This is a genomic window from Corynebacterium sanguinis, from assembly GCF_007641235.1.
In the GTDB taxonomy this organism is placed as follows: domain Bacteria; phylum Actinomycetota; class Actinomycetes; order Mycobacteriales; family Mycobacteriaceae; genus Corynebacterium; species Corynebacterium sanguinis.
Genome location: NZ_CP038157.1, coordinates 520,688 through 545,049 on the forward strand (window position 1 = coordinate 520,688; position 24,362 = coordinate 545,049).

Annotated in this window: 24 protein-coding genes, 4 tRNA genes and 1 pseudogene; 5 read left to right on the forward strand and 24 right to left on the reverse strand. The window is 66.4% G+C overall.

Annotated features, from left to right (window positions below):
- Positions 1-61: 61 nt before the first annotated feature.
- The 12 genes and pseudogenes from E3227_RS02550 to E3227_RS02605 form a co-directional block, all read right to left on the reverse strand.
- Positions 62-1,608 (reverse strand): annotated as a pseudogene (locus tag E3227_RS02550) (anchored repeat ABC transporter, substrate-binding protein).
- Entirely contained in the window at positions 1,605-1,904 is a 300-nt protein-coding gene (locus E3227_RS02555) for a hypothetical protein (protein WP_144317441.1), read from the reverse strand. The pseudogene E3227_RS02550 and the gene E3227_RS02555 overlap by 4 nt, the downstream one beginning before the upstream one ends.
- Positions 1,901-2,413 carry a choice-of-anchor M domain-containing protein gene (locus E3227_RS02560; protein WP_170228613.1) on the reverse strand — a complete coding sequence of 171 codons (513 nt, stop codon included), beginning with the start codon at positions 2,411-2,413 and terminating at the stop codon, positions 1,901-1,903. The genes E3227_RS02555 and E3227_RS02560 overlap by 4 nt, the downstream gene beginning before the upstream one ends.
- Before the next feature lie 265 nt (positions 2,414-2,678).
- Positions 2,679-3,389, reverse strand: coding sequence for a 50S ribosomal protein L1 (gene rplA / locus E3227_RS02565; RefSeq protein ID WP_144317443.1), 711 nt, complete (start codon positions 3,387-3,389; stop codon positions 2,679-2,681).
- Positions 3,390-3,467: 78 nt separating this feature from the next.
- Entirely contained in the window at positions 3,468-3,896 is a 429-nt protein-coding gene (gene rplK / locus E3227_RS02570) for a 50S ribosomal protein L11 (protein ID WP_136653385.1), read from the reverse strand.
- A 173-nt stretch (positions 3,897-4,069) separates the two neighbouring features.
- Entirely contained in the window at positions 4,070-5,005 is a 936-nt protein-coding gene (gene nusG / locus E3227_RS02575; RefSeq protein WP_144317444.1) for a transcription termination/antitermination protein NusG, read from the reverse strand.
- Between the two features lie 142 nt (positions 5,006-5,147).
- The gene (gene secE / locus E3227_RS02580; protein WP_136653390.1) at positions 5,148-5,456 is read right to left on the reverse strand and encodes a preprotein translocase subunit SecE; all 309 of its coding nucleotides are present in this window, start codon (positions 5,454-5,456) and stop codon (positions 5,148-5,150) included.
- Between the two features lie 24 nt (positions 5,457-5,480).
- Positions 5,481-5,556, reverse strand: a tRNA-Trp gene (locus E3227_RS02585).
- Between the two features lie 65 nt (positions 5,557-5,621).
- Positions 5,622-5,693: transfer RNA gene (locus tag E3227_RS02590), tRNA-Met, on the reverse strand.
- 37 nt (positions 5,694-5,730) lie between these two features.
- A tRNA-Thr gene (locus E3227_RS02595) sits at positions 5,731-5,803 on the reverse strand.
- A gap of 197 nt (positions 5,804-6,000) precedes the next feature.
- Positions 6,001-6,082 (reverse strand) — tRNA-Tyr (locus E3227_RS02600).
- Positions 6,083-6,159: 77 nt separating this feature from the next.
- Positions 6,160-7,176 carry a polyprenyl synthetase family protein gene (locus tag E3227_RS02605; RefSeq protein ID WP_144317445.1) on the reverse strand — a complete coding sequence of 339 codons (1,017 nt, stop codon included), beginning with the start codon at positions 7,174-7,176 and terminating at the stop codon, positions 6,160-6,162.
- A 109-nt stretch (positions 7,177-7,285) separates the two neighbouring features.
- Here E3227_RS02605 and E3227_RS02610 point away from each other — a divergent pair, with 109 nt between their 5' ends.
- Positions 7,286-8,509: a geranylgeranyl reductase family protein gene (locus E3227_RS02610; protein WP_311196841.1), complete on the forward strand. Its 1,224-nt coding sequence runs from the start codon at positions 7,286-7,288 to the stop codon at positions 8,507-8,509.
- Here the strand turns inward: E3227_RS02610 and E3227_RS02615 are convergent.
- The 7 genes from E3227_RS02615 to E3227_RS02645 all read right to left on the reverse strand — a co-directional run bounded on the left by E3227_RS02615 (position 8,506) and on the right by E3227_RS02645 (position 15,597).
- Positions 8,506-9,195, reverse strand: coding sequence for a demethylmenaquinone methyltransferase (locus E3227_RS02615; RefSeq protein WP_144317447.1), 690 nt, complete (start codon positions 9,193-9,195; stop codon positions 8,506-8,508). The two genes, E3227_RS02610 and E3227_RS02615, sit on opposite strands and share 4 nt — an antisense overlap.
- A gap of 11 nt (positions 9,196-9,206) precedes the next feature.
- Complete coding sequence (locus E3227_RS02620) at positions 9,207-10,415, reverse strand: glycosyltransferase family 4 protein (RefSeq protein ID WP_144317448.1); 1,209 nt, start codon at positions 10,413-10,415, stop codon at positions 9,207-9,209.
- A gap of 56 nt (positions 10,416-10,471) precedes the next feature.
- Entirely contained in the window at positions 10,472-10,909 is a 438-nt protein-coding gene (locus E3227_RS02625; protein ID WP_136653399.1) for a DUF3592 domain-containing protein, read from the reverse strand.
- Positions 10,906-12,507, reverse strand: a complete 1,602-nt coding sequence (gene menD / locus E3227_RS02630) for a 2-succinyl-5-enolpyruvyl-6-hydroxy-3-cyclohexene-1-carboxylic-acid synthase (protein ID WP_136653401.1) — start codon at positions 12,505-12,507, stop codon at positions 10,906-10,908. The genes E3227_RS02625 and menD overlap by 4 nt, the downstream gene beginning before the upstream one ends.
- A 12-nt stretch (positions 12,508-12,519) precedes the next feature.
- Entirely contained in the window at positions 12,520-12,957 is a 438-nt protein-coding gene (locus E3227_RS02635; RefSeq protein WP_144317449.1) for a hypothetical protein, read from the reverse strand.
- A gap of 37 nt (positions 12,958-12,994) precedes the next feature.
- Positions 12,995-14,545 (reverse strand): SLC13 family permease, encoded by a 1,551-nt coding sequence (locus tag E3227_RS02640; RefSeq protein WP_136653405.1) that lies wholly within the window; start codon positions 14,543-14,545, stop codon positions 12,995-12,997.
- A gap of 107 nt (positions 14,546-14,652) precedes the next feature.
- Positions 14,653-15,597: an o-succinylbenzoate synthase gene (locus E3227_RS02645; RefSeq protein ID WP_144317450.1), complete on the reverse strand. Its 945-nt coding sequence runs from the start codon at positions 15,595-15,597 to the stop codon at positions 14,653-14,655.
- A gap of 16 nt (positions 15,598-15,613) precedes the next feature.
- Between E3227_RS02645 and E3227_RS02650 the strand changes: the two genes are divergently transcribed.
- The gene (locus E3227_RS02650) at positions 15,614-16,540 is read left to right on the forward strand and encodes a 1,4-dihydroxy-2-naphthoyl-CoA synthase (protein WP_136653407.1); all 927 of its coding nucleotides are present in this window, start codon (positions 15,614-15,616) and stop codon (positions 16,538-16,540) included.
- A gap of 97 nt (positions 16,541-16,637) precedes the next feature.
- On the opposite strand, the gene E3227_RS02655 is transcribed toward E3227_RS02650, so the two are convergent.
- Complete coding sequence (locus tag E3227_RS02655; RefSeq protein ID WP_311199900.1) at positions 16,638-17,504, reverse strand: PepSY-associated TM helix domain-containing protein; 867 nt, start codon at positions 17,502-17,504, stop codon at positions 16,638-16,640.
- Entirely contained in the window at positions 17,479-17,943 is a 465-nt protein-coding gene (locus tag E3227_RS11800) for a PepSY domain-containing protein (RefSeq protein ID WP_259793855.1), read from the reverse strand. The genes E3227_RS02655 and E3227_RS11800 overlap by 26 nt, the downstream gene beginning before the upstream one ends.
- Positions 17,944-18,074: 131 nt before the next feature.
- Between E3227_RS11800 and menE the strand changes: the two genes are divergently transcribed.
- Positions 18,075-19,199: an o-succinylbenzoate--CoA ligase gene (gene menE, locus E3227_RS02660; protein WP_136653409.1), complete on the forward strand. Its 1,125-nt coding sequence runs from the start codon at positions 18,075-18,077 to the stop codon at positions 19,197-19,199.
- Here menE and E3227_RS02665 read toward each other — a convergent pair.
- On the reverse strand, positions 19,183-20,439 hold the full coding sequence (locus tag E3227_RS02665) for a phytoene desaturase family protein (protein WP_144317451.1): 1,257 nt from the start codon (positions 20,437-20,439) through the stop codon (positions 19,183-19,185). The two genes, menE and E3227_RS02665, sit on opposite strands and share 17 nt — an antisense overlap.
- Complete coding sequence (locus E3227_RS02670) at positions 20,429-21,133, reverse strand: glycosyltransferase (RefSeq protein ID WP_246062728.1); 705 nt, start codon at positions 21,131-21,133, stop codon at positions 20,429-20,431. Before E3227_RS02670 ends, E3227_RS02665 begins: the two co-directional genes overlap by 11 nt.
- A gap of 210 nt (positions 21,134-21,343) precedes the next feature.
- Between E3227_RS02670 and E3227_RS02675 the strand changes: the two genes are divergently transcribed.
- Entirely contained in the window at positions 21,344-22,270 is a 927-nt protein-coding gene (locus E3227_RS02675) for a 1,4-dihydroxy-2-naphthoate polyprenyltransferase (RefSeq protein WP_144317453.1), read from the forward strand.
- Here E3227_RS02675 and E3227_RS02680 read toward each other — a convergent pair.
- Entirely contained in the window at positions 22,267-23,598 is a 1,332-nt protein-coding gene (locus E3227_RS02680; RefSeq protein ID WP_144317454.1) for an HNH endonuclease signature motif containing protein, read from the reverse strand. The two genes, E3227_RS02675 and E3227_RS02680, sit on opposite strands and share 4 nt — an antisense overlap.
- A gap of 567 nt (positions 23,599-24,165) precedes the next feature.
- Here E3227_RS02680 and E3227_RS02685 point away from each other — a divergent pair.
- Positions 24,166-24,348, forward strand: a complete 183-nt coding sequence (locus E3227_RS02685) for a YegP family protein (protein ID WP_144317455.1) — start codon at positions 24,166-24,168, stop codon at positions 24,346-24,348.
- Positions 24,349-24,362 lie beyond the last annotated feature (14 nt).

Here is a 24,362-nt window from a genome sequence, read left to right on the forward strand (position 1 = left end):
CGGGCGCGTGGAGCCCCATCGCGGCAACCACGGCGAATGCCGCAAGAGTGCGTTTCATCTTCTATTCCTTTCCTTTCAGGCATTCGCTAAGCGACGCCCCATTGGCCCTCATAAATTCCACGTACGACCTCGCCTCACCCGAGCCCTCGGGATCGAGCGAGTCGCCCGGATGGGGCACACACGCACCCCGAGGGTCTTCGCCGTCTCCGTCAACTCGTTCGACTTGCCCGCCAGCTCCGGTTCCAAGAACACGGCGGGGACGTCGAGGTTCTCCAGCGTCCTCGTCAGCGCCATGAGGTCTCGCGGGCTCGCCTGCACGCTGGGGTTGGGGGTGACAAACCCCGCGATTTTCATCCCGTAGGCCCTCCCGAGGTACGAATACCCGTGGTGGGTGGTGACCAGGTTGCGGTTTTCCTCCGGGATAGACTGGATCGCTGCGCGCATGAACTCGTCGACCTCGTCGAGCTGCGCGAGGTATCCCCTCGCGTTGCCGGCGTAGGCGTCCGCGTTCGCCGGGTCAGCGGCACTGAGCTCGTCGCGCACGACTTGTACCACTGCCTTCATCGCGGAGACGTCGTGCCACAGGTGGGGATCGAGCTCGCCGTGGACGTGCCTGCCCAGCACCGCCTGCGGCAAGAGATAGGTCTCCTGCCCAGGCTCGCCGAGGAAGCGGAACTCGCGCTGCGGCGGGATCGGCTGCAGCGTGGTGTTCGGCACCGCGATGACCGCCTCGTCGGTCCCCAGGTCCGGCGGGGCGTCCCCGCGCAGGACGATATCGCTGCTCTCCCCATCGACGACGGTGGCGATGTCGACGTGCCCGTGGTCAATCACCTGCTTGCCGGGCGCGGCCTGCGCAGGGTCGTTTCCCACCACCACGGTCACGGTGCGCTCGACGCTCTCGCGCACCTCCGTGGCATCGACGGAGGGGCGCACATCGGCCCGGAAATCCAGCTCGTAGACACCGGGTTTCGAAAACGCCCAGCTCACGTGCGTGTGGGCGTCGGTAGGCAGCGTCGTGACGTCCTTGTGGTCCACTCGGTCCCGGGTGTTGAACAACACCTCGGGCGTGCCGAAGGTCCCCAGCACGAACGCCGCCGCCTCACCCGGCCCGCGCGTGCCGGTGAGCCGGAAGTCCGCCACCGCCGTGGGCGGGAGGTCGCCCTTGGTGGCCACCTTCAACCCGAGCCACACCGTATCCAGGCTGGCGTCTTCGACCAGCGGAATCGGGCTAAACCCGTAGCGCTGCGCCTGCTCGGCCAGCTCCACCACGGCCGCGCCCGGGCGCGCCGTGGTCTCCACCGTGCGCGTGAGCGACTGCGGCTCGAGGAGGAGCCCGTTGGTAAACACGACGTCCGCATAGGCGATATCCCGGGTGGCGTGCAGCCTCGGCTCGTAAGTGTGCGGATCCACGCCGGGGGGCATGAGCCCGGTCACCGTCGCGGCGTCCCCGGCGACGTTCTTCACGACGTCGCTAAGAATCGACGTGGAGGCGACGACGCGGAGGCGACCATCCTCGCTCCCGCCCCCGGGCGTCGCGGCGTTCCCGGGGGCACAGGCGGTCAAGAGCGCAACCGCCCCCGCTGCCAGGATTGCTGCGTACTTGCTCACCGCCGCGCGCCTACCGCCGTCAGCAGCTTGCTGCGCAGGCGAGCGTCGAGGAAGACCAGCCCCGCGCCGAAGACCAGGATGCCCAGTCCGAGCACGGCAAACGGCAGGGTCATCACCGTGGTTCCGGTCTCCGCGAGGCTGCCCTCGCGCACGGCTTCCGCCCCGCCCTCGGCCGCCTCACCGCCGCCGGCCGCCCCCGCGCCGCCGCTGGAACAGCTGCCCTTGGGGTCGAAGACGGTGCCGAAGTCGAAGTGGCTCTCGTTGGCGTTGCCCGACCCGCCGACGTTAAACGTCAAGGTGGCCTGCCCGGTGAGCTTTCCCCGCCCTTCGCGGTCGTGGTCTGGCGGACGGTGACCTTATAGGCCCCCGGCTTGCTAAAGACCCACGAGGGGTGCACGTGGGAGTTCGCCGGGATCGTGTGGCTGCCCTGCGCCTTGCCATCGGCGGCGGTGAACCACTGCTCGCCGACGACCTGGCCGAGACCGCCCTGGGTGAACACCACCATGGAGCCCGGGCCTTCAAAGCCCGCAATGTCCCAGGTGACGTCTCCCTTGGTGTTCTCTAACAGCGACAAGTGCTGCGTGTTCCCGCCCAGCCAGGGCACGCCGGCCTGCTGGGTCGAGCCGATCATCCACACAGGCCCGGCCGGGACGGGTCCGATCGCCTGAGGCAGGTTGGCCTTCGCCGCATCGCCGAGGCCGAAGACCAGCGAGGCGGGATCCTTCCACTGCGCCGGGACCGTGCGATCGTCCTTGACCAGCGGTTGCAGGCCTTGGGCGCACGCGCCCTGCGCGACATGCGCCACTGTATCTGCATTCGCTGTCGGCAACGCCGCAGTTCCAACATTAAGAGTTCCTGCAGCAGCGACGGTGGCGAGCAAAAGCGCAGGAGCGCGCCTACCCATGTGTAGAGCCATGGCCTTTCATATCCCTTCTCGTAGAAAACGATAGGAATCTTATCGGCAATGGATACCGTTTGGCGAACCGGAGCGCCAATTACCCCCAAAAGGGATGACCACATGAGAAAAGCCCCGCTCAGAGCGGGGCTTTTCTTCTCGCGCTTCGGGGCCGTTAGGCCTTGGTGGCGTAGTTCTTCTGCACAGAAGGATCGACCGGGACGCCCGGGCCCTGGGTCGCGGAGACGGTGATCTTCTTCAGGTAGATGCCCTTGGAAGACGCCGGCTTCAGGCGCAGCACCTCGTCGAGAAGCGCGCCGTAGTTCTCCGCGAGCTGCTCCGGGGTAAACGATGCCTTGCCGATCAACGCATGGAGGTTCGCGGCCTTGTCCACGCGGAAAGCGATCTTTCCGCCCTTGACCTCGGCGATTGCCTTGGCAACATCCGGGGTGACGGTACCGGTCTTCGGGTTCGGCATGAGACCGCGCGGGCCGAGCACGCGCGCAACGCGGCCGACCTTGGCCATCTGGTCCGGCGTCGCAATGGCGACGTCGAAGTCGATCTGGCCGGCGTTGATCTGCTCGATGAGAGCGTCGGTGCCGACGATGTCCGCCCCGGCCTCCTCAGCCTTGGTTGCGTTCTCGCCCTCGGCGAAGACTGCGACGCGGACGGTCTTGCCGGTGCCGTTCGGCAGGGAAACCGTGCCGCGCACGAGCTGGTCAGCCTTGCGCGGGTCGACGGACAGGCGCATCGCCACATCGATGGTGGCGTCGTACTTGTCGGAGGACGTCTCCTTCGCAAGGGTGACGGCCTCGAGCGGGTGGTAGAGGTTATCGCGGTCCACCTTGGCGAACTGCTCGTTGTAGCGCTTGGACTTCTTAGCCATGTTGGATTCCTTTCCTTCTCGGGATGGAGTTGTGGTGCGGGCCTGGCCGGCCCTGCCACGTGCGGGTGCCGGGAAGCCTTACTTCTCGACAGTGATGCCCATGGAGCGGGCGGTGCCTGCGATGATCGCGGCGCCTGCCTCGATGTCGCGGGCGTTGAGGTCGGCCTTCTTGGTCTCGGCGATCTCCTTGCACTGATCCCAGGTCACGGAACCGACCTTCTGGGTGTGCGGAACGCCCGAGCCCTTCTGCAGGCCAGCGGCCTTGAGCAGCAGCTTTGCTGCCGGCGGGGACTTCAGGATGAAAGTGAACGAGCGGTCTTCGTAGACGGTGATCTCGACCGGGATGATGTCGCCGCGCATGGACTCGGTGGCCGCGTTGTACGCCTTGGTGAACTCGACGATGTTGACGCCGTGCGCACCGAGCGCCGGGCCGACCGGCGGTGCCGGGTTAGCCATGCCAGCCTGGATCTGCAGCTTGATCAGGCCTGTGACCTTCTTCTTTGCCATCGGATTACCTCAATTCCTTGGTACCGGGCCGCGCCACGATGAATAACGCGCCCTGCCGGATGCCCCCTTGAGTCTCGGGAGCCACCGGGGATAACGAATAAAAACGTCGCGTATGCGAAGCACACGCAACGTTTGACTTTACGCTGTTGGGCAGCGAAGGCGCAAAACGCGCCCTACATGATCCGCTCGATCTGATCTGCCGTGAGCTCGACCGGCGTTTCGCGGCCAAAGATCGACACCAGTGCCTGGATCTTGCCGGTCTCCGGGTCGATCTCCGAAATCGTCGCGGACACGGTCGCCAGCGCACCGGTAAGGATGGTCACGGCCTCGCCAACTTCGTAGTCGTGCGCCAGCTTCGGGGCAACCTCCTGCTCCGGCATCGCGATGACGGTCTCGCCCTCGGCGTTGACCGTCGACTTCTGGTTCGGGTCGCCGACGACGGTCGGCTCCTTCGGCATGAGGAACTTCGCCACGTCACGGTGCTTGACCGGGGTGGCGTTGCCCTCGTTGCCCACGAACGACGTCACGCCGGGGGTTTCGCGCACCACGGACCACGCGGCGTCGTTCATGTCCATGCGCACGAGCACGTAACCGGGCAAAAGCTTGCGGTTCACGATCTTGCGCTTGCCGTCTTTAAGTTCGATCGCCTGCTCGATGGGCACGACGACGTCGTAGATCGACTCCTCCACCTCGAGGGTCTGAATACGCATGTCAAGGTTGGTTTTCACCTTGTTCTCGTAACCCGAGTAGGACTGAATGATGTACCACTGTCCGGGAAGCTTTTTCAGCTCCTTGGTGTACTCGCGCAGGCGGCGGCGGTACTCGGAGTCGCCGGACTCCTCCTCTTCCGCTTTGAGTAGAGCAGGTTCGGTCTCGGGTGACACCGGGCCGCCCTCGGAGATCATCTTCTTCTCCGCGATCAGCTCGCGGTCCACAGCCTCGTCGTCAGGTCTGTCGGACTCCTCGTCGGAGTCGGACGCGGTCTCACCTGCCTCGCCAGTCTCCTGGTTTTCCTTCGCCTCAGGATCGGTCTCGGGGGTAACGGGAGCACCCTCGTCGATCATCTCCTGCTCGTTGTTCTCAATCTTGCCGGTGGTGTCTTCAGCCATGGCTAGTTCTCCTCTAGTAATCGCTTGATGGCCCCAGCCTACCCACGCGACGGGCCGGTTGGCAGGCTTGTGGGCCAATAAGTTATCCCGCCCTCCTCGATGATTTTCGAGGCGGCGGGACGTGTACGAGGAGAAAGTATAACTAACGCACCAGGACTTGTTCAATCCCCCAGCGTGCGACCCAGTCGACGCTCCACACGATGGCGGTGAGGATGATCAGGAAGGCGAACACGATGAGCGTGTAGTTGACCATCTGGCGCCCGGTCGGCCAGATCACCTTCCGCATCTCGGAGACGACTTCACCCGGGAAAGCGGTGACTCCGCCGCCGGGGCTGTCCGCGGGCTCGGTTTTCGCCGGCGCGGTTTCCGTGCTGGGGGCTGCAGGTGCGGCTCCGCCCAGCTGACGCTTACTGGTCGGCTGGGCCGGGTTCTGACCTTGCGGGTTCGTCACTACAGCTCCTCTTACTTCACACTGTGGCAGGGGCGACAGGACTCGAACCTGCAACCTACGGTTTTGGAGACCGTTGCGCTACCAATTGCGCCACGCCCCTCGGGCACTGACTTAGCAGTACGCCTACCCTACCACGGGCGTTTACACCCCCGAAGTGAAGGTAAGTAGCGATGGAGAGAATTGAACTCTCGACACAGCGATTATGAGTCGCTTGCTCTACCACTGAGCTACACCGCCTTGTGTTCGCCGAGCTTTTAGGCCTGACAAACAACAGAGCCCCCTAGCAGAATCGAACTGCTGACCTTCTCCTTACCATGGAGACGCTCTGCCGACTGAGCTAAGGGGGCGCAGCCTCTCAAGTTGTGGGCGTTTTTCATCCCGCTGCCCTTGAAGCCTTGAAAAGATTAACCCGACATAGCGCGACTGCACAAATCGGCAGGCCAGCGCGCATTTCCGCCCTCAGTTGGAGCATGCTTATCGACGCCCACAACGACGCAACCCGCCCTACCTCGTAAACGGAGGTGGGCGGGTTGTGTTTTCCCTGTGCCAGGTAGAAGATTCGAACTTCTGTAGGCAATGCCGACGGATTTACAGTCCGCTCCCTTTGGCCGCTCGGGCAACCTGGCGCGCACTCAACGAGTGCGTGAACAACAATACAGCAACGCTGGCGCGAATCAACAAACCAACAGCTTAGGCGCGGTTTTTAACCGACGCGCTCGACGGTGCTCTTGGACAGGTCGCGAAGCGCCCGGTTGGCGGCGATGTCGGGCAGCTCGGCAAGTTGCTCGTCAACGGTGCTCAGGTAGGAACGCACGGTGTCGAGCGTCTTCTGACGCGCCTGGGTCTGCCCGATGAGCTCGATGGCGAAGGCGACGTCCTCGTCGCGCTCAAGCGGGCCGGTGAGCATCCCGCGGAGCTGCTCTCCGGCGGGCGAGCCATCCTCGAGCGCGTAGAGCACCGGCAGGGTGAGCACGCCCTCGCGCAGATCGGTGCCCGGGGTCTTCCCCGACTGCTCCGAGTCAGAGAAGATGTCGATGATGTCGTCGACGATTTGGAAGATCATGCCGACAGCTTCACCGATGGTTTCGCAGCGCTTGACCACCTCCTCGCTCGCTCCCGCGTGAAGTGAGCCAAGGCGGGCAGCCGAGGCGATGAGCACCGCGGTCTTTTCGCGAATCACCGTCAGGTAGTGCTGCACAGGGTCCCCGCCGCGGGCGCCGACCGACTCGCGCATCTGTCCGGTGACGAGCTTGCCGAAGGTGTCGGCGAAGTGCTTGACGGTCTCGGTGTCGATCTCACTCATGATCTCCGAGGCGTGCGCGAAGAGGATGTCGCCGGCGAGGATGGCCACCGTGTTGTTCCAGCGCGCGTTGGCGGATTCCACACCGCGGCGCATGTCGGCTTCATCCATCACGTCGTCGTGGTAGAGCGTGGCCAGGTGGACGATCTCGGCGATCACCGCGCCCTTGATGGTGTTGTCGCTGCCCGGGTTGGGCCCGAACTCGCTGCATAGCAGGGCGATGAGGGGGCGGAATCGCTTGCCCCCGGCAGTCGCGAGGTGGGTGACTTTGTCCACGATGAAGTCTTCGCCGGTGGTGAGGCGCTCCATCAACAGCCTTTCGGCCTTGTCCAGCCCTTCGGCCAATCGCGCCGTGAGCTCTACATCCCCGAGGTCCATGGAAAAGTCGTGGCGGGGCGCCGGTTGGATCCCGTGGGTCATCGGTGTCGTCCTTGGTGCTAAGAGGGCCGTGAGTTGTGCGTTACCTACGGTAGCCCACGGCAGGGTGAATGCGCAGTAACGGGTCGCGCGTCTGCCACAATGGATGATCGTGACTATCACAGCCAATGAGTTCGAGTGCGTCGTTGTCGGCGCCGGCCCAGCCGGGTCGGCCGCCGCGGTCGCCGCACAGCGGGCGGGGTTTCGTACGGCGCTTATCGACGCCGCCGAGCGCGGCCGCGACAAAACGTGCGGCGACGGGCTCACCCCGCGCGCGGTGCACTCCCTGCGCGAGCTCGGCCTCGAGGTGCCCGCCTACCGCAACCGCGGCCTGAAGCTGCACGGTTTCGGCGGCGACGTCACGGCTGCCTGGCCGGCCGGCCCGTTCGGCATTGAGGGCTCGGCGAGCCCGCGCTCGCTTTTCGACGCCACCCTGCTCGACGCCGCCCGCGCCAGCGGCGCCGAGGTCTTCCACAACTGCCCCGCGACCTCGGCGGAGTTTAGCGGCGGCGCGATCTCAGCGATCACCACCCCGCTGGGCACGCTGCGACCGAAGTGGGTGATTGTCGCCGACGGGGTGCGCTCGACCTTCGGCAAAACGCTCGGCCGCGTCTGGCACCGCGGCGAGGTGTACGGCATCGCCGCGCGCTCGTACTGCACCTCGCCGCGCTCGGAGGAGCCGTGGATGCACTCACACGTGGAGCTGCGCGACACCGATGGCGCCATCCAGCCCGGTTACGGCTGGATCTTCCCGCTCGGCGACGGCACCGTCAACCTCGGCTGCGGCGCCCTGTCCACCGATAAGCGCCCCGCGAAAGTGAACACGAAGAAGCTTCTGTCGGTCTACGCCTCCCAGCAGCGCCGCGACTGGGGCCTAGGCCCGGAGGAGTCGGTCGCCAGCGCGCTGCTGCCCATGGGCGGGGCGGTGTCCAACGTGGCGGGACGCAACTGGGCGCTCATCGGCGACGCCGCGGCTTGTGTCAACCCGCTCAACGGCGAGGGCATCGACTACGGCCTGGAAACCGCGCGCATGGCCGTCGAGCTGATCACCACCGGCGCCGACCTCACGCTGACGTGGCCGCTCGAGCTGCGCCGCGCCTACGGCGACGCCTTCATGCTGGCGCGCACGGCTGCGCGCCTTTTGACCTACCCGCAGTTTTTGCCCGTGGTGGGCCCGGTTGCGCTGCGTGGGGTCGTCGGCAAGCGGCTCATGCCCGCGGCCGCGAGGCTGATGGGCAACTTGGTCACCGAGCAGGACCGGGACTTGGTTTCGTGGGCGTGGCGCAAGGCCGGCGAGCTGACCCCGGCCCGCGAGCCGCTGTGGAGCGTGGCCTAGCCGGGTTTGACGGCGCTGTGCAGGGCGACGATCCCGCCGGTGAGGTCCTGCCAGCCGGCGTCCTCCCAGCCGTTGCGGTTGATCGCGCGCGCCAGGTCCGCCTGGTCCGGCCAGGCGCGGATGGACTCGGCTAAGTACTGGTAGGCGTCCGGGTTGGAGGAAAACACCCTGGCCAGGGCCGGTAGCGCGAGCGGCAGGTAGTTCTTGTACAGGGCGCGGAAGCCCGGCACGATCGGCGTGGAGAACTCGTTGACGGCCAGGCGCCCGCCGGGCTTGGTCACCCGGGCCATCTCGCGCAGACCGGCCTCGAAATCGTGGACGTTGCGCAGCCCGTAGGAGATGGTCACCGCGTCGAAGGTGTTGTCCTTGAAGGGCAGGTGCATGGCGTCGCCGACGACCTTGGGAACCGCGCGGTGGCGCCCTGCCGCGAGCATGCCCTGGGAAAAGTCGCACGCGACGACCCACGCGCCCGACTTGCCCAACTCAACGGTGGAGACGGCGGTGCCGGCGGCGAGGTCGAGCACCCGCTCGCCGGGTTGCAGCCCGAGGCGCTCGCGGGTGCGGCGGCGCCAGTTCCTGTCGAGGCCGAACGACAGGATCGTGTTGGTGATGTCGTAGTTTTCGCCCACGTCATCGAACATGCCCGCAACGTCGTAGGGCTTCTTATCCAGATCTGCCTTGGCCATAGGGCCCCACTTTACGCAGATGCGCTGCGGCGCTTGTTGCGGGCCCGCTGTACCCAGCGCGGCAGCGTGATCGAGCGGCCGAACAGGGTCACCGACGTGCGGTTGTAGCCGGTGATGGCCTGCGTGTAGTAGCCCATGAGCTGCTCGCACAGCGCGTGCCAGGTCTTGTCTGCGACGGACTCGCGAGCGTTGGATTGCAGTTCGGCGTGGCGGGCGTCGTCAAGCAGGTAGCGCGTGGCGTCGACGAGGGTGGCTTCGAAGCTCTCGACGTCAAGAAGCAGGCCGTTGTAGCCCTCCTTGATCAGGTCGATCGGGCCGCCGGCGCGGGGGCCGATGGTGGGCACTCCGGAGGCCTGCGCCTCCTGGATAGCCTGGCAGAACGTCTCGAACTCGCCTGTGTGCACGAACAGGTCCAGGCTGGCGTAGGCGCGGGCGAGGTCCTCGCCGGAGAGAGCGCCGGTGAATACGGCGTTGGTCAGCGTGTTTTGCAGGGCCTTGCGCTCGGGGCCGTCGCCGACGATGACGAGCTGCACGCCCGGCTCGCTGACCAGCGGGGCGAGGCGGTGCACTCCCTTTTCGGAGGCGAGGCGGCCGACGAAGCCGACGATCTTCTTGCGCCCGGTCGGGTCCCACTGGCGGCGCAGCGTGTCGGAGCGCTTCAGCGGGTGAAACAGCGTGGTGTCCACGCCGCGGCCCCAGTGGTAAACGTTGCCGATGCCGTGATCCTCGAGCTCGCGGATTGCCTCCGATGACGGGGCGAGGGTGAGCTCGCAGTTGCTGTGGATGTTGCGGGTCCAGTCCCAGGCGACGTTGGCCAGCACCGCGGCGTGGTACTGGGTGGCGAATCCGGCCACGTCCGTCTGGTACAGCCCCACCGTGGGCACCCCGAGCTGCAGGGCGGCGAGCATGCCGGCCCCGCCGAGGACGAAGGGACTGGCGAGGTGGATCACGTCCGGTTCAAAATCGGCCAGCGCGGAGGTGATCGTGGTCGTCGGCACACCGATGGGTAGCGAGTCCACCAGCGGGATCATCACCGTGGGCACGCGGACGATCTCAAACCCGAGGTAGTCCGGCACCTCCTCCTGGAAATCGCGCGCGCCAGGGGCGATGACGATGGCCTCGTGGCCTTCTTCCTTGAGGTACTCGAGGACGCGGAGCACCGAGTTGGTGACTCCGTTGATGTTCGGCAAAAAGGATTCCGCGACGATTCCAACACGCATGCTGACAGCATCCCACAAGATTTTGTCTAGTGAATAAAGAAGAAGTGAATTCTCGGTTACAGTCGCATTTTCGCTTCTCGACGCCCAAACGCAGCGTTTACCCCATAGAAGGCCGCAACCGCCACCAGCGTCGACACCACCGCCACCGACAGCGCCGGGATGATGGCCAAGGTCCAGCCGCGCCCCTCCACCTTGACCAGCTCCGGGTCCGCGGTGGAGTAGGTCACCCACACGCGCTGGCCCTCCCCCAGGCCCGAGGGGTAGAGCAGGCCGTAGCGCGGCGAGTGGTAGCGCCCCTGCTCGTCCTGGTATTCCACGGAGGTGCGCAGTGCCCCCACCTCGGTGACCGTGGCCATGCCGCGGCCGGGGCTGTCCATGATGCGGGCGTCGTTGAGCGCGGGCCCCGCGATCATCGCCACGACGCCCAGCATGGCGCAGGCGTAGAGGGCGATCACGAGCTGCAGCAGGCGGCGGCGCCAGTTGATGTCGCTCAAGCGCGCAACCGCTCCGCGAGCGCCCGGCGCGTGGTCCGGGTTGTCCGCGCCTCGATCAGGGTGATGGGGGCGAGGGCATCGTCGGTGAGGGCGTCGATAAGCTGCGCGAGGCTGTCCGCGCGCACGTAACTCACGTCGTAGGCCTGCGCGATCGCCTCGAGGTCCACGTCGTGCGGGGTGCCGAAGGCCTCCTCGAAGCTGCCGCGGACCTCGGGCGCGCCGACCTCGAGGGTTTCGAAGATACCGCCGCCGTTGTCGTTGGACACGACGATGGTCAGGTTGCTCGGGCGGCGCTGGCCCGGCCCCATGAGCAGGCCGCCGACGTCGTGGAGGAAGGTCACGTCCCCCATCAGCGCCACCGTGCGCGGCGCGCGGACCTCGTCAGGGTGCAGCGCCTGGGTCGCTAGGGCGACGCCGACCGCCTGGGAGACGGTGCCGTCAATGCCCGCTGCGCCGCGGGCGGAGAAGGTGCTCACGCCATCGAAGGGCAGGCCCACCAGGGAGGCGTCACGCACCGGGTTCGACGCGCCGAGGACCAGCGTGTCGCCCACGGCGAGCGTGTCGCCGACCGCCGCGGCGACGTGGAGGCCCGTAAACCCAAACTGCTCGTCGGCCAGCGCGTCGCGCACGGTCTGCGCCCCGACCTCGCCGGCGGCCTCGCAGATTTTCAGCCACGTGTCACTGAGCTGGCCTACGGCCTTGACCCGGGACGCGCGGACCTGCGGCTGCGCCGTGAAGGTGTCCGTGCGCGAGAGCCCGATGACGGTGATCTCCGGGTCGTCGAGCAGCGCCATCACCTCGCGGTGCAGCGTGGGGTGGCCCACCACGATCACCTGCTCCGGCTTCGTGGAGGCGGCGAAGTCCCCGCCGTCGTGGCTGATCGACACCGCCGACTGCGCGAAGAACCGCGCCGCCAGCGGGTGGACCTGGTGAAAGGGCGTCGGCGCCGTCGGCTCGGCGATCGTCGGCACGTGCTCGAGCCCCGGCACCTCCCACGCCTCGTCGCCCGCGATGACAAGCGTGTCGCGGCTTAGGTCCACCTCGACCTCGCCGTGGTCGCACCACCGGGCCCCGTCGAAGCGGCCCGGGCCGACGCGCCGCGGCTCGCCGTGCGCGGCGGGCAGAGCGGCGGGCACGAGCGGGGTGTCCAGGGCGACGTTGATGTGCACCTGGTCCGGCTCAAACGAGATGTCAGACTCCAGCGAGGACACCTGTTGGGTGGCGGCGTAGCGCCCGAAGATCCCCTCCTGCCAGATCGTTTGCGACGCGCCCGTGCCCAAAAGCCGCGCGGGGCGGTCAGCGCTGATCACGGCCAGCGGGGTGTGCGACATGTGCGCCTCGACGACCGCCGGGTACGCGTTGGCCACCGCGGTGCCGGAGGTCATGACCACGCCCACGTGGCGGCGCTGCAACCGCGCCATCCCGAGTGCGGTAAAGGCGGCGGCGCGCTCGTCGATACGCACGTGCACGCGAATATCACCCCGTGCAAGCAGCGCGTAGGCCAGTGGCGAGTTGCGCGACCCGGGGCTGAGGACGACATCAGTAACGTGGCGCGCCAGCGTATCGACGACGTAGGTGGCGAGTTCCATGGAATCCATTGCGCGACCCACTTATCCGTTGAGCAGGCTGTCGAGCAGCCCGCCGACCTCGTCGCGAATCTCCGGCGCCAGCTCCGTGGGGAGCTCGGTCGGCAGCTCGGTGGGGAGCTGCGTCGGGATGTCGGGAAGGCGCGTCGTCGTGGTCGTCGAGGTGGTGGTCGCCGTCGTGGTCTCGGTGACAGTTACCGTCGGCTGGTTCGTCTCCTCGGCGGCGCTGCGCCACAGCACCATGAACAGCACGGCGGCCGCGGTGGCTAGAGCTGCAATGATGCCAAGCGCGATCGCGGCTGTGTTGGAGCTCGTGCCCTCTGGCTCCGGCTCGTAGTAGACGGGCTCCTCCCACTGCGGCTCGGGCGAGTACTGGGGCTGCGCCGGGAAGTGCTGCTGGGGGCGGCGCGGCTGCCGGCCAAACTGGCGCGTTTCGTCCTCGAACGGGTCCCTGGAATTCATGCACCTAGATTAGCGCGCCGCGCGACAAACCCAGCAGCTAGAACGTCAGCCCGAACACCGGCACGGCAATGAAGTAGGTGGCCAGCGTGATCAGAACCAGGGCGATCAGGTTGAGCCAGATACCGCCCTTGAGCATCTCACCCATGGTGACGTAACCGGAGGAGTAGGCGATGGCGTTCGGCGGGGTCGCCACGGGCAGCATGAACGCGCAGGTTGCCGACAGGGCAACCGGGATAGCGAGCAACAGCACGTTGATCTCGCCGCCACCGGTCAAACCGATGCCCACCGCGACGCCGCCCATGATGGGCAGGAAGGTCGCTGCGGTCGCGGTGTTGGAGGTCAGCTCCGTCAAACCGAGCACCAGGGCCGAAACCGCGAGGATCAGCAGGAAGATCGGCAGCGCGGCGAGGTTCTTCGCGGACTCGCCGATCCACAGGGACAAACCGGTGGAGGTGAACATGGCGGACAAGGAGAGGCCGCCGCCGAACAAGATGAGGACGTCCCACGGCACATCGGTTGCGGTGTCCCAGTCGATGACGCGCTTTCCGCTCTTCTCCACGGGGAGGGCGAACATAAGCAAGCCTGCGATGATGCCCACGACGGCGTCGTCGTACGGGAATTCCCAGCCGAAGTAGTCGCGTGCGAGCGGGATAACAATCCACGCCAGTGCCGCTGCGAGGAAGATTATTCCCACTGCGACCTGGGCGAAGTTCCACTTGCCCAGTTTCTGGATCTCCTCCTGGATGAGCGCTTTGCCGCCGGGGATTTCGTCGACCTCGGGCTTGAACACGGTGATGAGAACCAGCCAGGCGACCACGGTGAAGACGATCGCGACCGGCATGCCCACGAGCATCCACTGGCCGAAACCGATCGTGATGTCGTGCGCCTCCTTCATGTACCCGGCAAGAAGCGCGTTCGGCGGGGTGCCGATCAGGGTGCCAAGCGAACCGATCGACGCCGCGTACGCGATAGCCAGCATCAGCGCGGTGGCGAAGTTCTTCTGCTTGGACATTCCCCCGACGGACTCGGCGGTCAGGGTGAGCACGGAGACGCCAATCGGCAGCATGACCGCGGCAGTCGCGGTGTTGGACACCCACATGGACATGAACCCGGTGGCGATCATGAACCCGAGGATGATGCGCTTCGGGCTCGTGCCCACCACGGAGACCACCGCAAGCGCCAACCGGCGGTGCAGGTTCCAGCGCTGCAGACCCAGCGCCATGAGGAACCCGCCGAGGAAGAGGAAGATCGTGGACGACGCGTAGGGCGAGGCGACGGCGGAGAACGGGGCGACGGCGGCGAGCGGGAAGATCGCGATCGGCAGCAGTGCGGTCGCGGCGAGCGGGATAGCCTCCGTCATCCACCACACGCCCATGAGAACGGTGGTGGCCGCGACAACGCGCATGGCCTCGGCGGTATATTCGGCTCCCTCCTTCGCACCGGTGGACTGGGCGACGGTTTCCGGCGCACCCTCCGGGAAGATGAAGTAGACGATCGCGGCGAGCAGTAGACCGGCAATGAGTCCGATCAGCTGGCGCCGCCAGTCCTTCGGGTCCGGGGATTTAGCGAGATCACCGTCGGACAGGATCGTCTAGCGCTCGGAGACGGTGGTAGACACGGGCGTTCCTTAAGTTTTCAGGTAATGGCGATCACAGTTTAGGTTCCTTCACATAAATACTCCGAATCCCCTCCCCCCTATAGGTGGGCGTAGGACTCGCGTACCCTGCGGAACCACCACTCTCTCCTTTCCGGACGGGCACGCAACCCCTGCAGTCGCTCCGGATCGGGGGTAGCCAATCGCACTTCAAGCTGGCCGTGGACGATCTCCCGCGGTTCGCAGACGTCTTCGACGAACAGCCTCTGGGTGGCTAACCCCGCCGCCCGAGAACCGGCCAGCTTGGCAGCCACGAGGCCCGCGCCCACACCGACGGCGGTGTCTAGGGCGCTGGCGACCGTGAGGTCGAGCCCCAGCTCCTCCCCGACGCGCAGGAGCCGGTGCACGCCGCCGAGCGGCGCGGCCTTGACAACGGCCACATCCGCCGCCCGGAGCTTCGCCACCCGGTGTGGATCGGAGGCGCGCCGGATCGACTCGTCGGCGGCAATCGGTGTCGCCACCCGCGCTCGCACCTCGGCGAGCTCCTCCACGGTGCAACACGGCTGCTCGATGTACTCGAGCTCGCCCAACCGGTGCGCCGCCTCGACGGCCTCATCCACGCTCCAGCCCCGGTTGGCATCCACCCGGAGCACCGCCCCGGGCCGCAGGGAGCGGACAGCGTTCACGCGGGCGAGGTCGTCGTCAAGCGACTGCCCCTTTTCCGCAACCTTGATTTTGAAGGTGCCCACACCAGGAAACCTTTCGAGGACCTTCTCCACCTCGGCGGGGCCCACTGCGGGGACGGTGCCGTTGACCTCCACCCAGCCGCTCGCCGCGGGTAGCCCCTCGAACGCGGCCTCTATGCCCGCCGCGAGCCAGTGCGCGGCTTCCTCCGGGCCGTACTCGAGGAAGGGCGAGAACTCGCCCCAGCCGGCGGGGCCGTCGATAAGCAGGGCCTCACGCGTATCGACGCCCCGGAAACGCACCGCCATCGGCAGAGAAACAACGTGGGCGCGGTCGAGAATGTCGTCGATACTCGGTGTCATGGGGCAAAGTGTAAGCATGAGCTACTCCACCGACCAGCCCTTCGACCCCTCGCAGTGGGATGTCGTCGACGGTTTCGATTTCACCGACATCACTTACCACCGCCACAACGGCGGCGGGCGCGCCAACGGCACCGTGCGCATCGCCTTCGATCGCCCCGAGGTGCGCAACGCGTTCCGTCCGCACACCGTCGACGAGCTGTACCGCGCGCTCGACCACGCCCGGCGCGACCCGTCGGTGGGGACGGTGCTGCTCACTGGCAACGGGCCCTCAGACAAGGACGGCGGCTGGGCGTTTTGCTCGGGAGGCGACCAGCGCATCCGCGGCCGCTCCGGTTACCAGTACGCCTCCGACTCCGGTGAGGTGGATTCCGCTCGGGTGAAGGCCGAGGGCGGGCGCCTTCACATCCTCGAGGTACAGCGCCTGATCCGCACCATGCCCAAGGTGGTCATCGCCGTGGTGAACGGCTGGGCCGCCGGGGGCGGGCACTCCCTCCACGTCGTCTGCGACCTGACCATCGCCTCACGCCAGGAGGCGCGTTTCAAGCAGACGGACGCCGACGTCGGATCCTTCGACGCCGGCTACGGCTCGGCGTACCTGGCCAAGATGGTGGGGCAGAAGTTCGCGCGCGAGATCTTCTTCCTTGGCCGGACCTACACCGCAGAGGATATGCAGCGCATGGGCGCGGTCAACATCGTTGCCGACCACGGCCAACTCGAGGAGGAGGCGATCGCGGCCGCGCGGGAGATCAACACCAAGTCCCCCACCGCCCAGCGCATGCTGAAGTTCGCGTTCAACCTCACCGACGACGGCCTGATGGGCCAGCAGGTGTTCGCCGGCGAGGCAACGCGCCTGGCCTACATGACGGACGAGGCCGTCGAGGGCCGCGACGCGTTCTTGCACAAGCGCGACCCGAACTGGGACGAGTTCCCGTACTTCTACTAGGGCGCGGGCGCTCACCCTAAACCCGGACGCCTCAGAGCGCGGGTGCTCAGCCTAAACTCGCTGCATTTTCGTACCGTGTGGGTTTCTGTGTCCGGGTTTAGGCGGACCACGCCGACCGCTGCGCCGCCCGCGCCGCCAGGAGCCGATCCGCGACGCGCATCGCGGCAAAACTCAGTCCGAACAGGGGCAGGAACAGCCCAACGGCCACCCCGAAGATCGCCACAATCACCCAGTCGGTGCGCGTCAGTCTCGTCCGCCCCGGCACCCCGGCGACACCGGTGTGGCTCGGGCGCCGGCGCCACCACATCACGTAGCCCATCACGGTCATTGCGCAGATCCCGAGCGCCAGCAGCGCCAGGGCGATTTGGAGCGGCAGCCCGAACATGATGCCCATGTGCAGGTAGATGCCCCAGGACATGAGCTTGGAAAACAGGGGGAGCTCGCTTAACGGCAGAGCGTCGACGCTCACAGCATCCGAGGTGACTCGCCACGGCACCCACCGCTCGCTCGCCTGCCACGCGTGGGAGCCGTCCTTGGGCACGAAAAGCCGCAGTTGCCCGGTCAGCCCCTGTGCTGTCGCGGTATCGAGCACGACCGCGGCTTGGTCCGCCACCTCCGCCGGGCTCAACTTTTCGCCCGGCCGGTCAATCTCGGTCTCAATCGGCTCGGCCTTCGCACCTATCCACTCGACGGTTTTGCCCACGTTTTCCCCGGCAAGCACGGACCACGTCACGCCGGTTACAGACAGCCCGAGCGTGCCGACGAGCAGCCAGGTGCCCACGACACCGTGGAGGTTAACCACCCGCCCGCGCCGCGACGTGCGCTTTTCCAACCCGGTCAGCACCCGCGTGCGGGTGACGCGCCACCACAGGAATAGCCCGCCCAGGGCAACGACCCACAGCCAGCTTGCGGCGAGCTCCGCGTAGAGCCTGCCGGGTTCACCGATGTGGAGGTTTTTGTGCAGCCCCCAGGATCCAGTGCCGCAGGGGCAGCTCGCCGAGGCCCGAGTAGCTGGGTGCGTCGCCGATCACCTGCCCGCCGTGCGGGTTGACCAAGACGCTGCGCAGTTCTTCGTTTTCCGCGATGGACTCGTCGATAAGCAGCACTCGCGTGGGTTCGCTTGGGCTTGACGACGGCCACACTTGCGCCACCTCCATCTCGGGGTGCGTTCCCTGCGCCGCGCGGATCTGGCTTGCGAGCGCCACCTCACCGTCGTCCGCCGGGACCGTGAGAACGTTCTTGTAGAAGACGTTTTCCAAGGTCGGGGCAAGCGCATACAGGCCGCCGCCGAGCGCGGCGACGAAGACGAAGGACGCGATGAAGAACCCGGCGTAGAAGTGGATGCGGCGCGTCAGCGCTGGCAACCCACTCGCCGTCGAGCTGGACTGAACAATGGTCGACACGACCTCAACTTTCGGTTCGAAGGGACGGGAAAGTTGTCGCAGTCGCGCCCCGCATGGTTCCCCGGGGGTAATACCTTTGGCGATCCGCGCTGCGTGCTCGCGGTTTCCCCTCCCCCGCTAGAATCACCTGCGTGCACCGCCTCGAAGTCCTCCCCGTCGACCAGCGCGACCCGCTGGCCATTCTCAACGACCTCGAGGAGGCCCTCGCCGGCCACCGCAGCCTGCTGCCCGTGCCTACCGACGACCCGGCGCGCGCGAACCTGCTGCGTAACACCCAGGGCGTCGGCGAGCCGATTGACGCCGACGTCGCGCTGGTCGTGTCCACCTCCGGCTCCACGGGCCGCCCGAAGGGCGCGCAGCTGACCAGCGCGAACCTGGTGTCCAGCGCGGATGCGACGCACCAGTTCCTCGGCGGCGAGGGCCAGTGGTTGCTGGCCATGCCGGCGAGCTACATCGCGGGCCTGCAGGTCCTGGTGCGCAGTCTCGTCGCGGGCGTCGAGCCGGAGTTCGTGGATCTTTCCCAGGGCTTCCGCGTCGCAGAGTTCGCCGCGCGCGCCCGCGCCCTGGCGGCAACCGGCGAGCGTTGCTACACCTCACTGACACCGATGCAGCTGGCTAAGGCACTGTCCACCCTCGAGGGCATCGAGGCCCTGCGCCTTTTCCGCGCAGTGCTGGTCGGCGGCGCCGCGACCAACCCCACGTTGCTGCGTTCCGCCCGCGACCTGCGGGTTAACGTCGTGACCACCTACGGCTCCTCCGAAACCGCGGGCGGCTGCGTCTACGACGGCCGGCCGCTGCCCGGCGCGAAGGTCCGCATCGCTGGCGGCCGCATCCTGCTGGGTGGCCCGACGATTGCGCGCGGGTATCGCAACCTGCCCGGCCACGAGGCGTTCGCCGAGCCCGGCTGGTTCGCCACCTCGGACGCGGGCTTGCTTGTCGACGGCCTCCTCACCGTCTCCGGTCGCCTGGACAACGTCATCGACTCCGGCGGGTTGAAACTGCACCCCGAGGTGCTGGAGAACTTCATGCTTCGCATCCCCGGCGTGACCGCCGCGTGCGTGGTCGGGGTCGCTGACGAGCGCCTTGGCCAGCGCATCTGCGCCGCCTACACCGGCTCTGCCGAGCTGGCCTCGCTCATGGACGCGTTCGAGGAGCTACCCCGCTGGCAGGTGCCCAAGGAGGTCAAGGTGGTGCCCGCTTTGCCGCTGCTCGGCCCGGGTAAGGTCGACCGCGCGGCCGTCACTGAGCTCTTTTAAGCACCGCCTGGGCCGCCCACAGCCCGGCCATGCCGTGGACCCCGGCACCCGGCGCCGTCGACCCGCTGGCCAGAAACACCCCGCCTGCGACGTGGTGGGGGTGGCGAAACACCATCTGCCGCACGTTCATTTCCCCTCCGGCGATGTCCTCGATGTAGCCCGTGACGTGGGTGTCTTCAACGCAGTCGCGGAACCCGGGGGCGAAGCGCTTGATCTGGCGCGCGATGTGGCCCGTGGCGTCGCCAGTGTAACCGTGCGGGACGTGGGCGTAGGTCCACAGTGTGGTTCCGCGCGAGGGGTCGGCGACGTACTGCTGGCACACCATGACGAACGGCCGGTTCGGCATCAACCCGCGCGCGATCTGCTTCTCCGCGTGGGCGATCTCCGCGGCGGTGCCGCCGACGTGCACCGTTGCGGCCTGCCCGACGCGCGGGTCGCGCCACGGCACGGGGTTATTCAGCAGCCAATCGACCTTGAATACCCCCGGCCCCGGGTGCAGCGGGCGCGCCCCGAAGCGCTGCGCCTCGCGTGCTGTCATGTTGAGCACCACCGCATCGGCTTGCGGCAGCGTTTCCACCTCCACCCCGGTGCGGATTGTCACCCCAGCGTCGCGCGCCTGCACCGCCAGGGTCTCGGCCACGGTCTGGGCCCCGCCGCGCGCCACGGGCCACCCGTTGGCGTGCGCGAGTGCGCCGAAGAGCACCCCGAACGCGGCGGTCAGCGGGCGCGTTGGCGAGCTCATGGAGTGCACGGCGTTGCCCACGAGCAGCGCTTTCGCCTCCTCGGTGCGAAACAGCAGGTTGCCCAGCGCGGTCGCGGGCAGCGCGCCGCGCACGCCGAAGCGCGCCATCGCCACCGGGTGCGGCGGGACGCGCAGCATGGTGGGCCCGAGGATGTTCGCGAGATGCTTGTCGACGTCCCGCGCCACCGGAAGGTGCAGCGCGTCCCAGGCTTTCTGGTCGCGCCCGAGGGCGTCGATAAGCGCAGTGCTCCTGGCCAGCGGATGCGCGACCGGGCGCGGCGCGCGCACCCAGTCGGCGTCGAGTGTTTGCGCGCCGAACGGGAACGCGGCGGCCCCGAGATCGCTGACCGCGCCCGGGAAGAGCTGTGCGGAGCGGCATTTGCCGCCGATTGTGTCCTCGCGTTCGAGCACCTCGACGCTCCAGCCGGCGCGCGCGAGGTTCAGCGCGGCGGTCAGCCCGTTGATGCCGGCGCCGACGACGACGGCTTTAGGACTCATGCAGGAGCTTTTCGACGTCGTCACGCGTGTACGTTGCCTCGATCTGCTTGTCGTTGCCCCCGCCGCGGAGGTTCTTGTGCACCAGCGCGGTGCGCTGCGAACCCGGCACGATGGAAAACTCGCGTGGGTGAGGAAAAACCTGGCGCACTCTGTGGTCAGAGCGCAGTGCGCAGGCGTTGAGCCACACGTCGTCGGCGTTCGGGGCGCACTCGAGAAAATCGGTGCCCTGGTCGGCGACGTAGTCGACCATCGACGGCGGGTACACCACCCCGGACACCCCGGTAGCGAAGTGGCGGTGCGAGGGCGCTGTTGTAACGACCCGCTTCCAGCGCCGGTATATATCCAGCTCATCACCGTCGAAGGCAATCTCGTGCGCTCGGTACGCCACAACAAGGTGCGGGTCAGCGTCGGAGGCGTTGAGGAGTTTTTGGGCAAACCAGCGCGGATACATCATGTCGTCGTCGACCGTGATCACGCGCGTGTCGGTCCCAGCGAACTGGGCAAAAGTGCCAAAATACTTCGTGTGTGGACCAAAAGCACCGTCCGAGCAACGTACCTGAAGTCCCCGATCAACCAAACCCCGCAGTCCCTCGGGCCAGTCCGACTCAAAGTCGGCGCGATCCAGCCAGAGGAACACTGGAAGAAGCTGCGTGCCCATCAGGAGCGACGCAATCGAAGCCACAGAAGTCGCCATGCGATCGCCGTGAGTAGTCAAGGATATGACGGTGGAGCCTTCTTGAGGGAACGACAGCGGCGAAGCTTCAGCCGCGAGCTTTAGACGCGGCGCACGCACAAAAGCGCCAAGCGAAATTATCGCTTGGCGAGCTGCGTAGTCGATCCACATGACGGCCAACCTTAGTCGCATTCGGTGCCCGCGACGCTGTCGGCGGGCATGATAGAAGCCATGACCTCTGACTCCTATTCCGCTACCGCGCGGGACTTTTACGACGCCGCACGGCCCCATACCTGGGCAAATGCGTTCGCTCCCGTGATCGCCGGGACCGGCGCCGCCGCCTTTTTCGGTGGCGCGCACCTGGGCCGCGCCGTGTTGGCGCTGATCGTGTCGTGGGCCCTGATCGTAGGTGTTAACTACGCCAACGATTACTCCGACGGCATCCGCGGCACCGACGACGATCGCACCGGGCCGACCCGCCTGACCGCGTCCGGCCTGGCCGCGCCCGAGCAGGTGAAGGCCGCGGCCTTCATTGCGTTTTTTGTCGCTGCGGTGGCGGGGATCATCCTCGCAGTGATGTCGGCGTGGTGGCTAATTCTGGTAGGCGCAGTCTGTATCGCCGCCGCGTGGTTTTACACCGGCGGCAAAAATCCCTACGGCTACCAGGGCCTTGGCGAGCTCGCGGTGTTCATCTTCTTCGGTCTCGTCGCCGTTATGGGTACCGAGTTCACCCAATCCGGCCGTGTCAGCGTGGTCGGTTTCCTCTGCGCGGTGGCGGTGGGTTCCATCTCCGCGGCCGTGAATCTGGCGAACAACATCCGCGACATCCCTACGGACACCGTAGCCGGGAAGAACACGCTCGCGGTGCGGCTTGGCGACGCCAAAGCGCGCCGACTCTTCGCCGCGTTGACCATGGCGCCCTTTGTCATGACGTTCGTCCTCGCGATTTTCTCCCTGCCCACTCTCGCGGCCCTGCTCGCGTTGCCCCTCGCGCTGGCATCGGTGTTGAAGGTGTTGCGCGGCGCGCAGGGGCCGGCCCTGATTCCGGTGCTCGGGCTCAACGGCAAGGCGATGCTTGTGTGGACCGTGGCCACCGCCGTCGCGCTCGTCGTGGGCGGCGGCATGTGGTACGCGCCCATGTATTACCCCTTGGTTTAGTCGGCGAAGTCCCGTCCCCGCGGGTGGTTCTCCCTGTTTTCCGCGGCTGCCGGCACGAGGGGCCCGGTAAAGGGCGTGGCTTTCTCCGGAAGTCCTCCGCCGTGGGAGACGAATCTGCGCCCGCCACGGAAGCGGAACTCGATTGTTCGCCCGTTTGTGGTGATGTGTACGTATCCGTTGGTGACCCGCGAGTGGCAGGCGGAACAAAGTGGGATCAAATTTTCCAGGTTCGTCTCGCCCCCTTCGGCCCATTCTTCGATGTGGTGCACTTGGAGGAACCTCGCATGGTTGCACCCCGGCATCGCGCACTCGAACCCCCACACCGCGAGGAGTGCGCGGAACTGGGCGTTGTTGACGAAGCGCGATTTCCGGCCAAGATGAAGCGTTAAACCATTCTTATCCAGCATCTGCAGGCGCACGAATGCGTTGTTGACGTAGGCTTCCAGCACTTTTGATGGCGCCTCGACGTTGCCGGGAAGCCACGCGCGGCCGTTGGTGGTCATCATGATGTTCACGTGCGCACCCGGCGCGCGGAGCTCGCTCACGGGATTCGTCCTCACCATATGAATCATCGCGAGCAGTGAGGCGTACATGTCGTCCTTCGTCGGAGGGCCAACGCGTGAGTAATTGCCCGTGAAGTGCGCCGAGATGCTTCGCGGGTGATCCGACGTGCACTCGGAAGCCGGGTGCGCCTCCGACTGTCCTCGGCGGCGCTCGAGTTCGGTCTCGATCGCTTCCTCATCGTCTTCGTCGCCGAGGTCGTCGAGGCCGTAGTACGCGAGCTGCGCAATCTTCAATGCAGCCATGTACGCCGCCCCATCCGCCGCGTTGAGCCTGGCAGAGATGACCACGTCGCCGTTGTCGTCGATACGCACGTCGTGGTGATATCTGGGCGCTTCCAGTTGATCTTCCTGCTTATCGACGCCCGCAAGCGCGCGTTTCAGCTCCGCAAAGCAGAGCTTCTCGGCCAACATCACCAGCTCCGCCTCCGTTTCGGGGGTGAGGTATCGCAGGAGATACCTGACCGTCGAATAGCTCAAGCGGCCGGTGCGGAAAGAGGCGGTGAGCAGAGGGAAATACGCGAGCTTGCGCGCCACGCTGACGTATTCGAACGCCGTGGAGACTGCGATGCGAGTCTCGCGCGTGAGCCATCCAGCCGTGCTGGTTTCGCCGAATGATTCGCACAAGCCGAGCTCGTCGAACTCGCCCAGCGCGATTAGCATTTCCGCGCGCGACGTGATCGCCCACGACTGGTTGCTCTTGATTCGCTTGACGATCTCAGCTCGCCGCTGAGTGGTGTGTGGACCGCCCTGGTACGTAACCGACATTTTCTTACCCCCGTAATTGCGTTCGATCTATGCGGTTAGAGTAGCAGCGGTATGCAACACGGGATAGACGATTATCGAACATGTGTTCTCTCGTTTTCTGCAGCTGCAGAGTTATTTTGACATGCGATCCGTGCGGCACGCGACTCTGCCGTGGCAGAGTCCGAGTCCACTCTGCAGCTGCGGAGTCTTCCGGCCACCACCCAACTAGGCACCTACTCCGCCGTGGCAAAGTGGACCAACCCTCAAGCCGTACGGAACCCAACTCCGCCGGGGCAGACTCCCACCTCACTCTGCAGCTGCAGAGTCTTCCGGCCACCACCCCACGAGCTCCACCACTTTTCCGTGGCAGAGTGAACCGATCACGAACCTAAACCCCCCAATTCCTCCATCGCAGAGTCATTCGGTCCACGAGTGGTGCGGCATCCCACGCCACCACTGCAGCACCCCACCCCACCGATCCGGAAACAACTCCACAAAACACCCAGCCATCAAGCGCCCGCAGAGCGGCCCAGCTGGAGTAGCGTCCCATGAAAACTACTTCACTACGCAACTAAAAAGGTGCATGTCATGGCAGGAAAATTCGAGGTTTACGAGGACCGCTCCGGGAAGTTCCGCTTCCGCCTCAAGGCGGGCGACGGTGAGGTCGTCGCGACGGGCGAGGCTTACAACTCCAAGGCGACCGCGATCAAGGGAACTGCGGCAGTGCAGCAGGCGGCGGCGGATGCAGAGGTCAAGGACCTGACCGCCTAGGGATAAGCTGGTAA

Coding starts and splice junctions, on each gene's coding strand:
- rplA (WP_144317443.1), bottom strand. CDS start 3,389: ATGGCTAAGAAGTCCAAGCGCTACAACGAGCAGTTCGCCAAGGTGGAC.
- rplK (WP_136653385.1), bottom strand. CDS start 3,896: ATGGCAAAGAAGAAGGTCACAGGCCTGATCAAGCTGCAGATCCAGGCT.
- nusG (WP_144317444.1), bottom strand. CDS start 5,005: ATGGCTGAAGACACCACCGGCAAGATTGAGAACAACGAGCAGGAGATG.
- E3227_RS02605 (WP_144317445.1), bottom strand. CDS start 7,176: ATGACCCACGGGATCCAACCGGCGCCCCGCCACGACTTTTCCATGGAC.
- E3227_RS02615 (WP_144317447.1), bottom strand. CDS start 9,195: ATGGCCAAGGCAGATCTGGATAAGAAGCCCTACGACGTTGCGGGCATG.
- E3227_RS02620 (WP_144317448.1), bottom strand. CDS start 10,415: ATGCGTGTTGGAATCGTCGCGGAATCCTTTTTGCCGAACATCAACGGA.
- menD (WP_136653401.1), bottom strand. CDS start 12,507: ATGGATTCCATGGAACTCGCCACCTACGTCGTCGATACGCTGGCGCGC.
- E3227_RS02635 (WP_144317449.1), bottom strand. CDS start 12,957: ATGAATTCCAGGGACCCGTTCGAGGACGAAACGCGCCAGTTTGGCCGG.
- E3227_RS02645 (WP_144317450.1), bottom strand. CDS start 15,597: ATGACACCGAGTATCGACGACATTCTCGACCGCGCCCACGTTGTTTCT.
- E3227_RS02650 (WP_136653407.1), top strand. CDS start 15,614: ATGAGCTACTCCACCGACCAGCCCTTCGACCCCTCGCAGTGGGATGTC.
- E3227_RS02665 (WP_144317451.1), bottom strand. CDS start 20,439: ATGAGTCCTAAAGCCGTCGTCGTCGGCGCCGGCATCAACGGGCTGACC.
- E3227_RS02670 (WP_246062728.1), bottom strand. CDS start 21,133: ATGGCGACTTCTGTGGCTTCGATTGCGTCGCTCCTGATGGGCACGCAG.
- E3227_RS02675 (WP_144317453.1), top strand. CDS start 21,344: ATGACCTCTGACTCCTATTCCGCTACCGCGCGGGACTTTTACGACGCC.
- E3227_RS02680 (WP_144317454.1), bottom strand. CDS start 23,598: ATGTCGGTTACGTACCAGGGCGGTCCACACACCACTCAGCGGCGAGCT.
- E3227_RS02685 (WP_144317455.1), top strand. CDS start 24,166: ATGGCAGGAAAATTCGAGGTTTACGAGGACCGCTCCGGGAAGTTCCGC.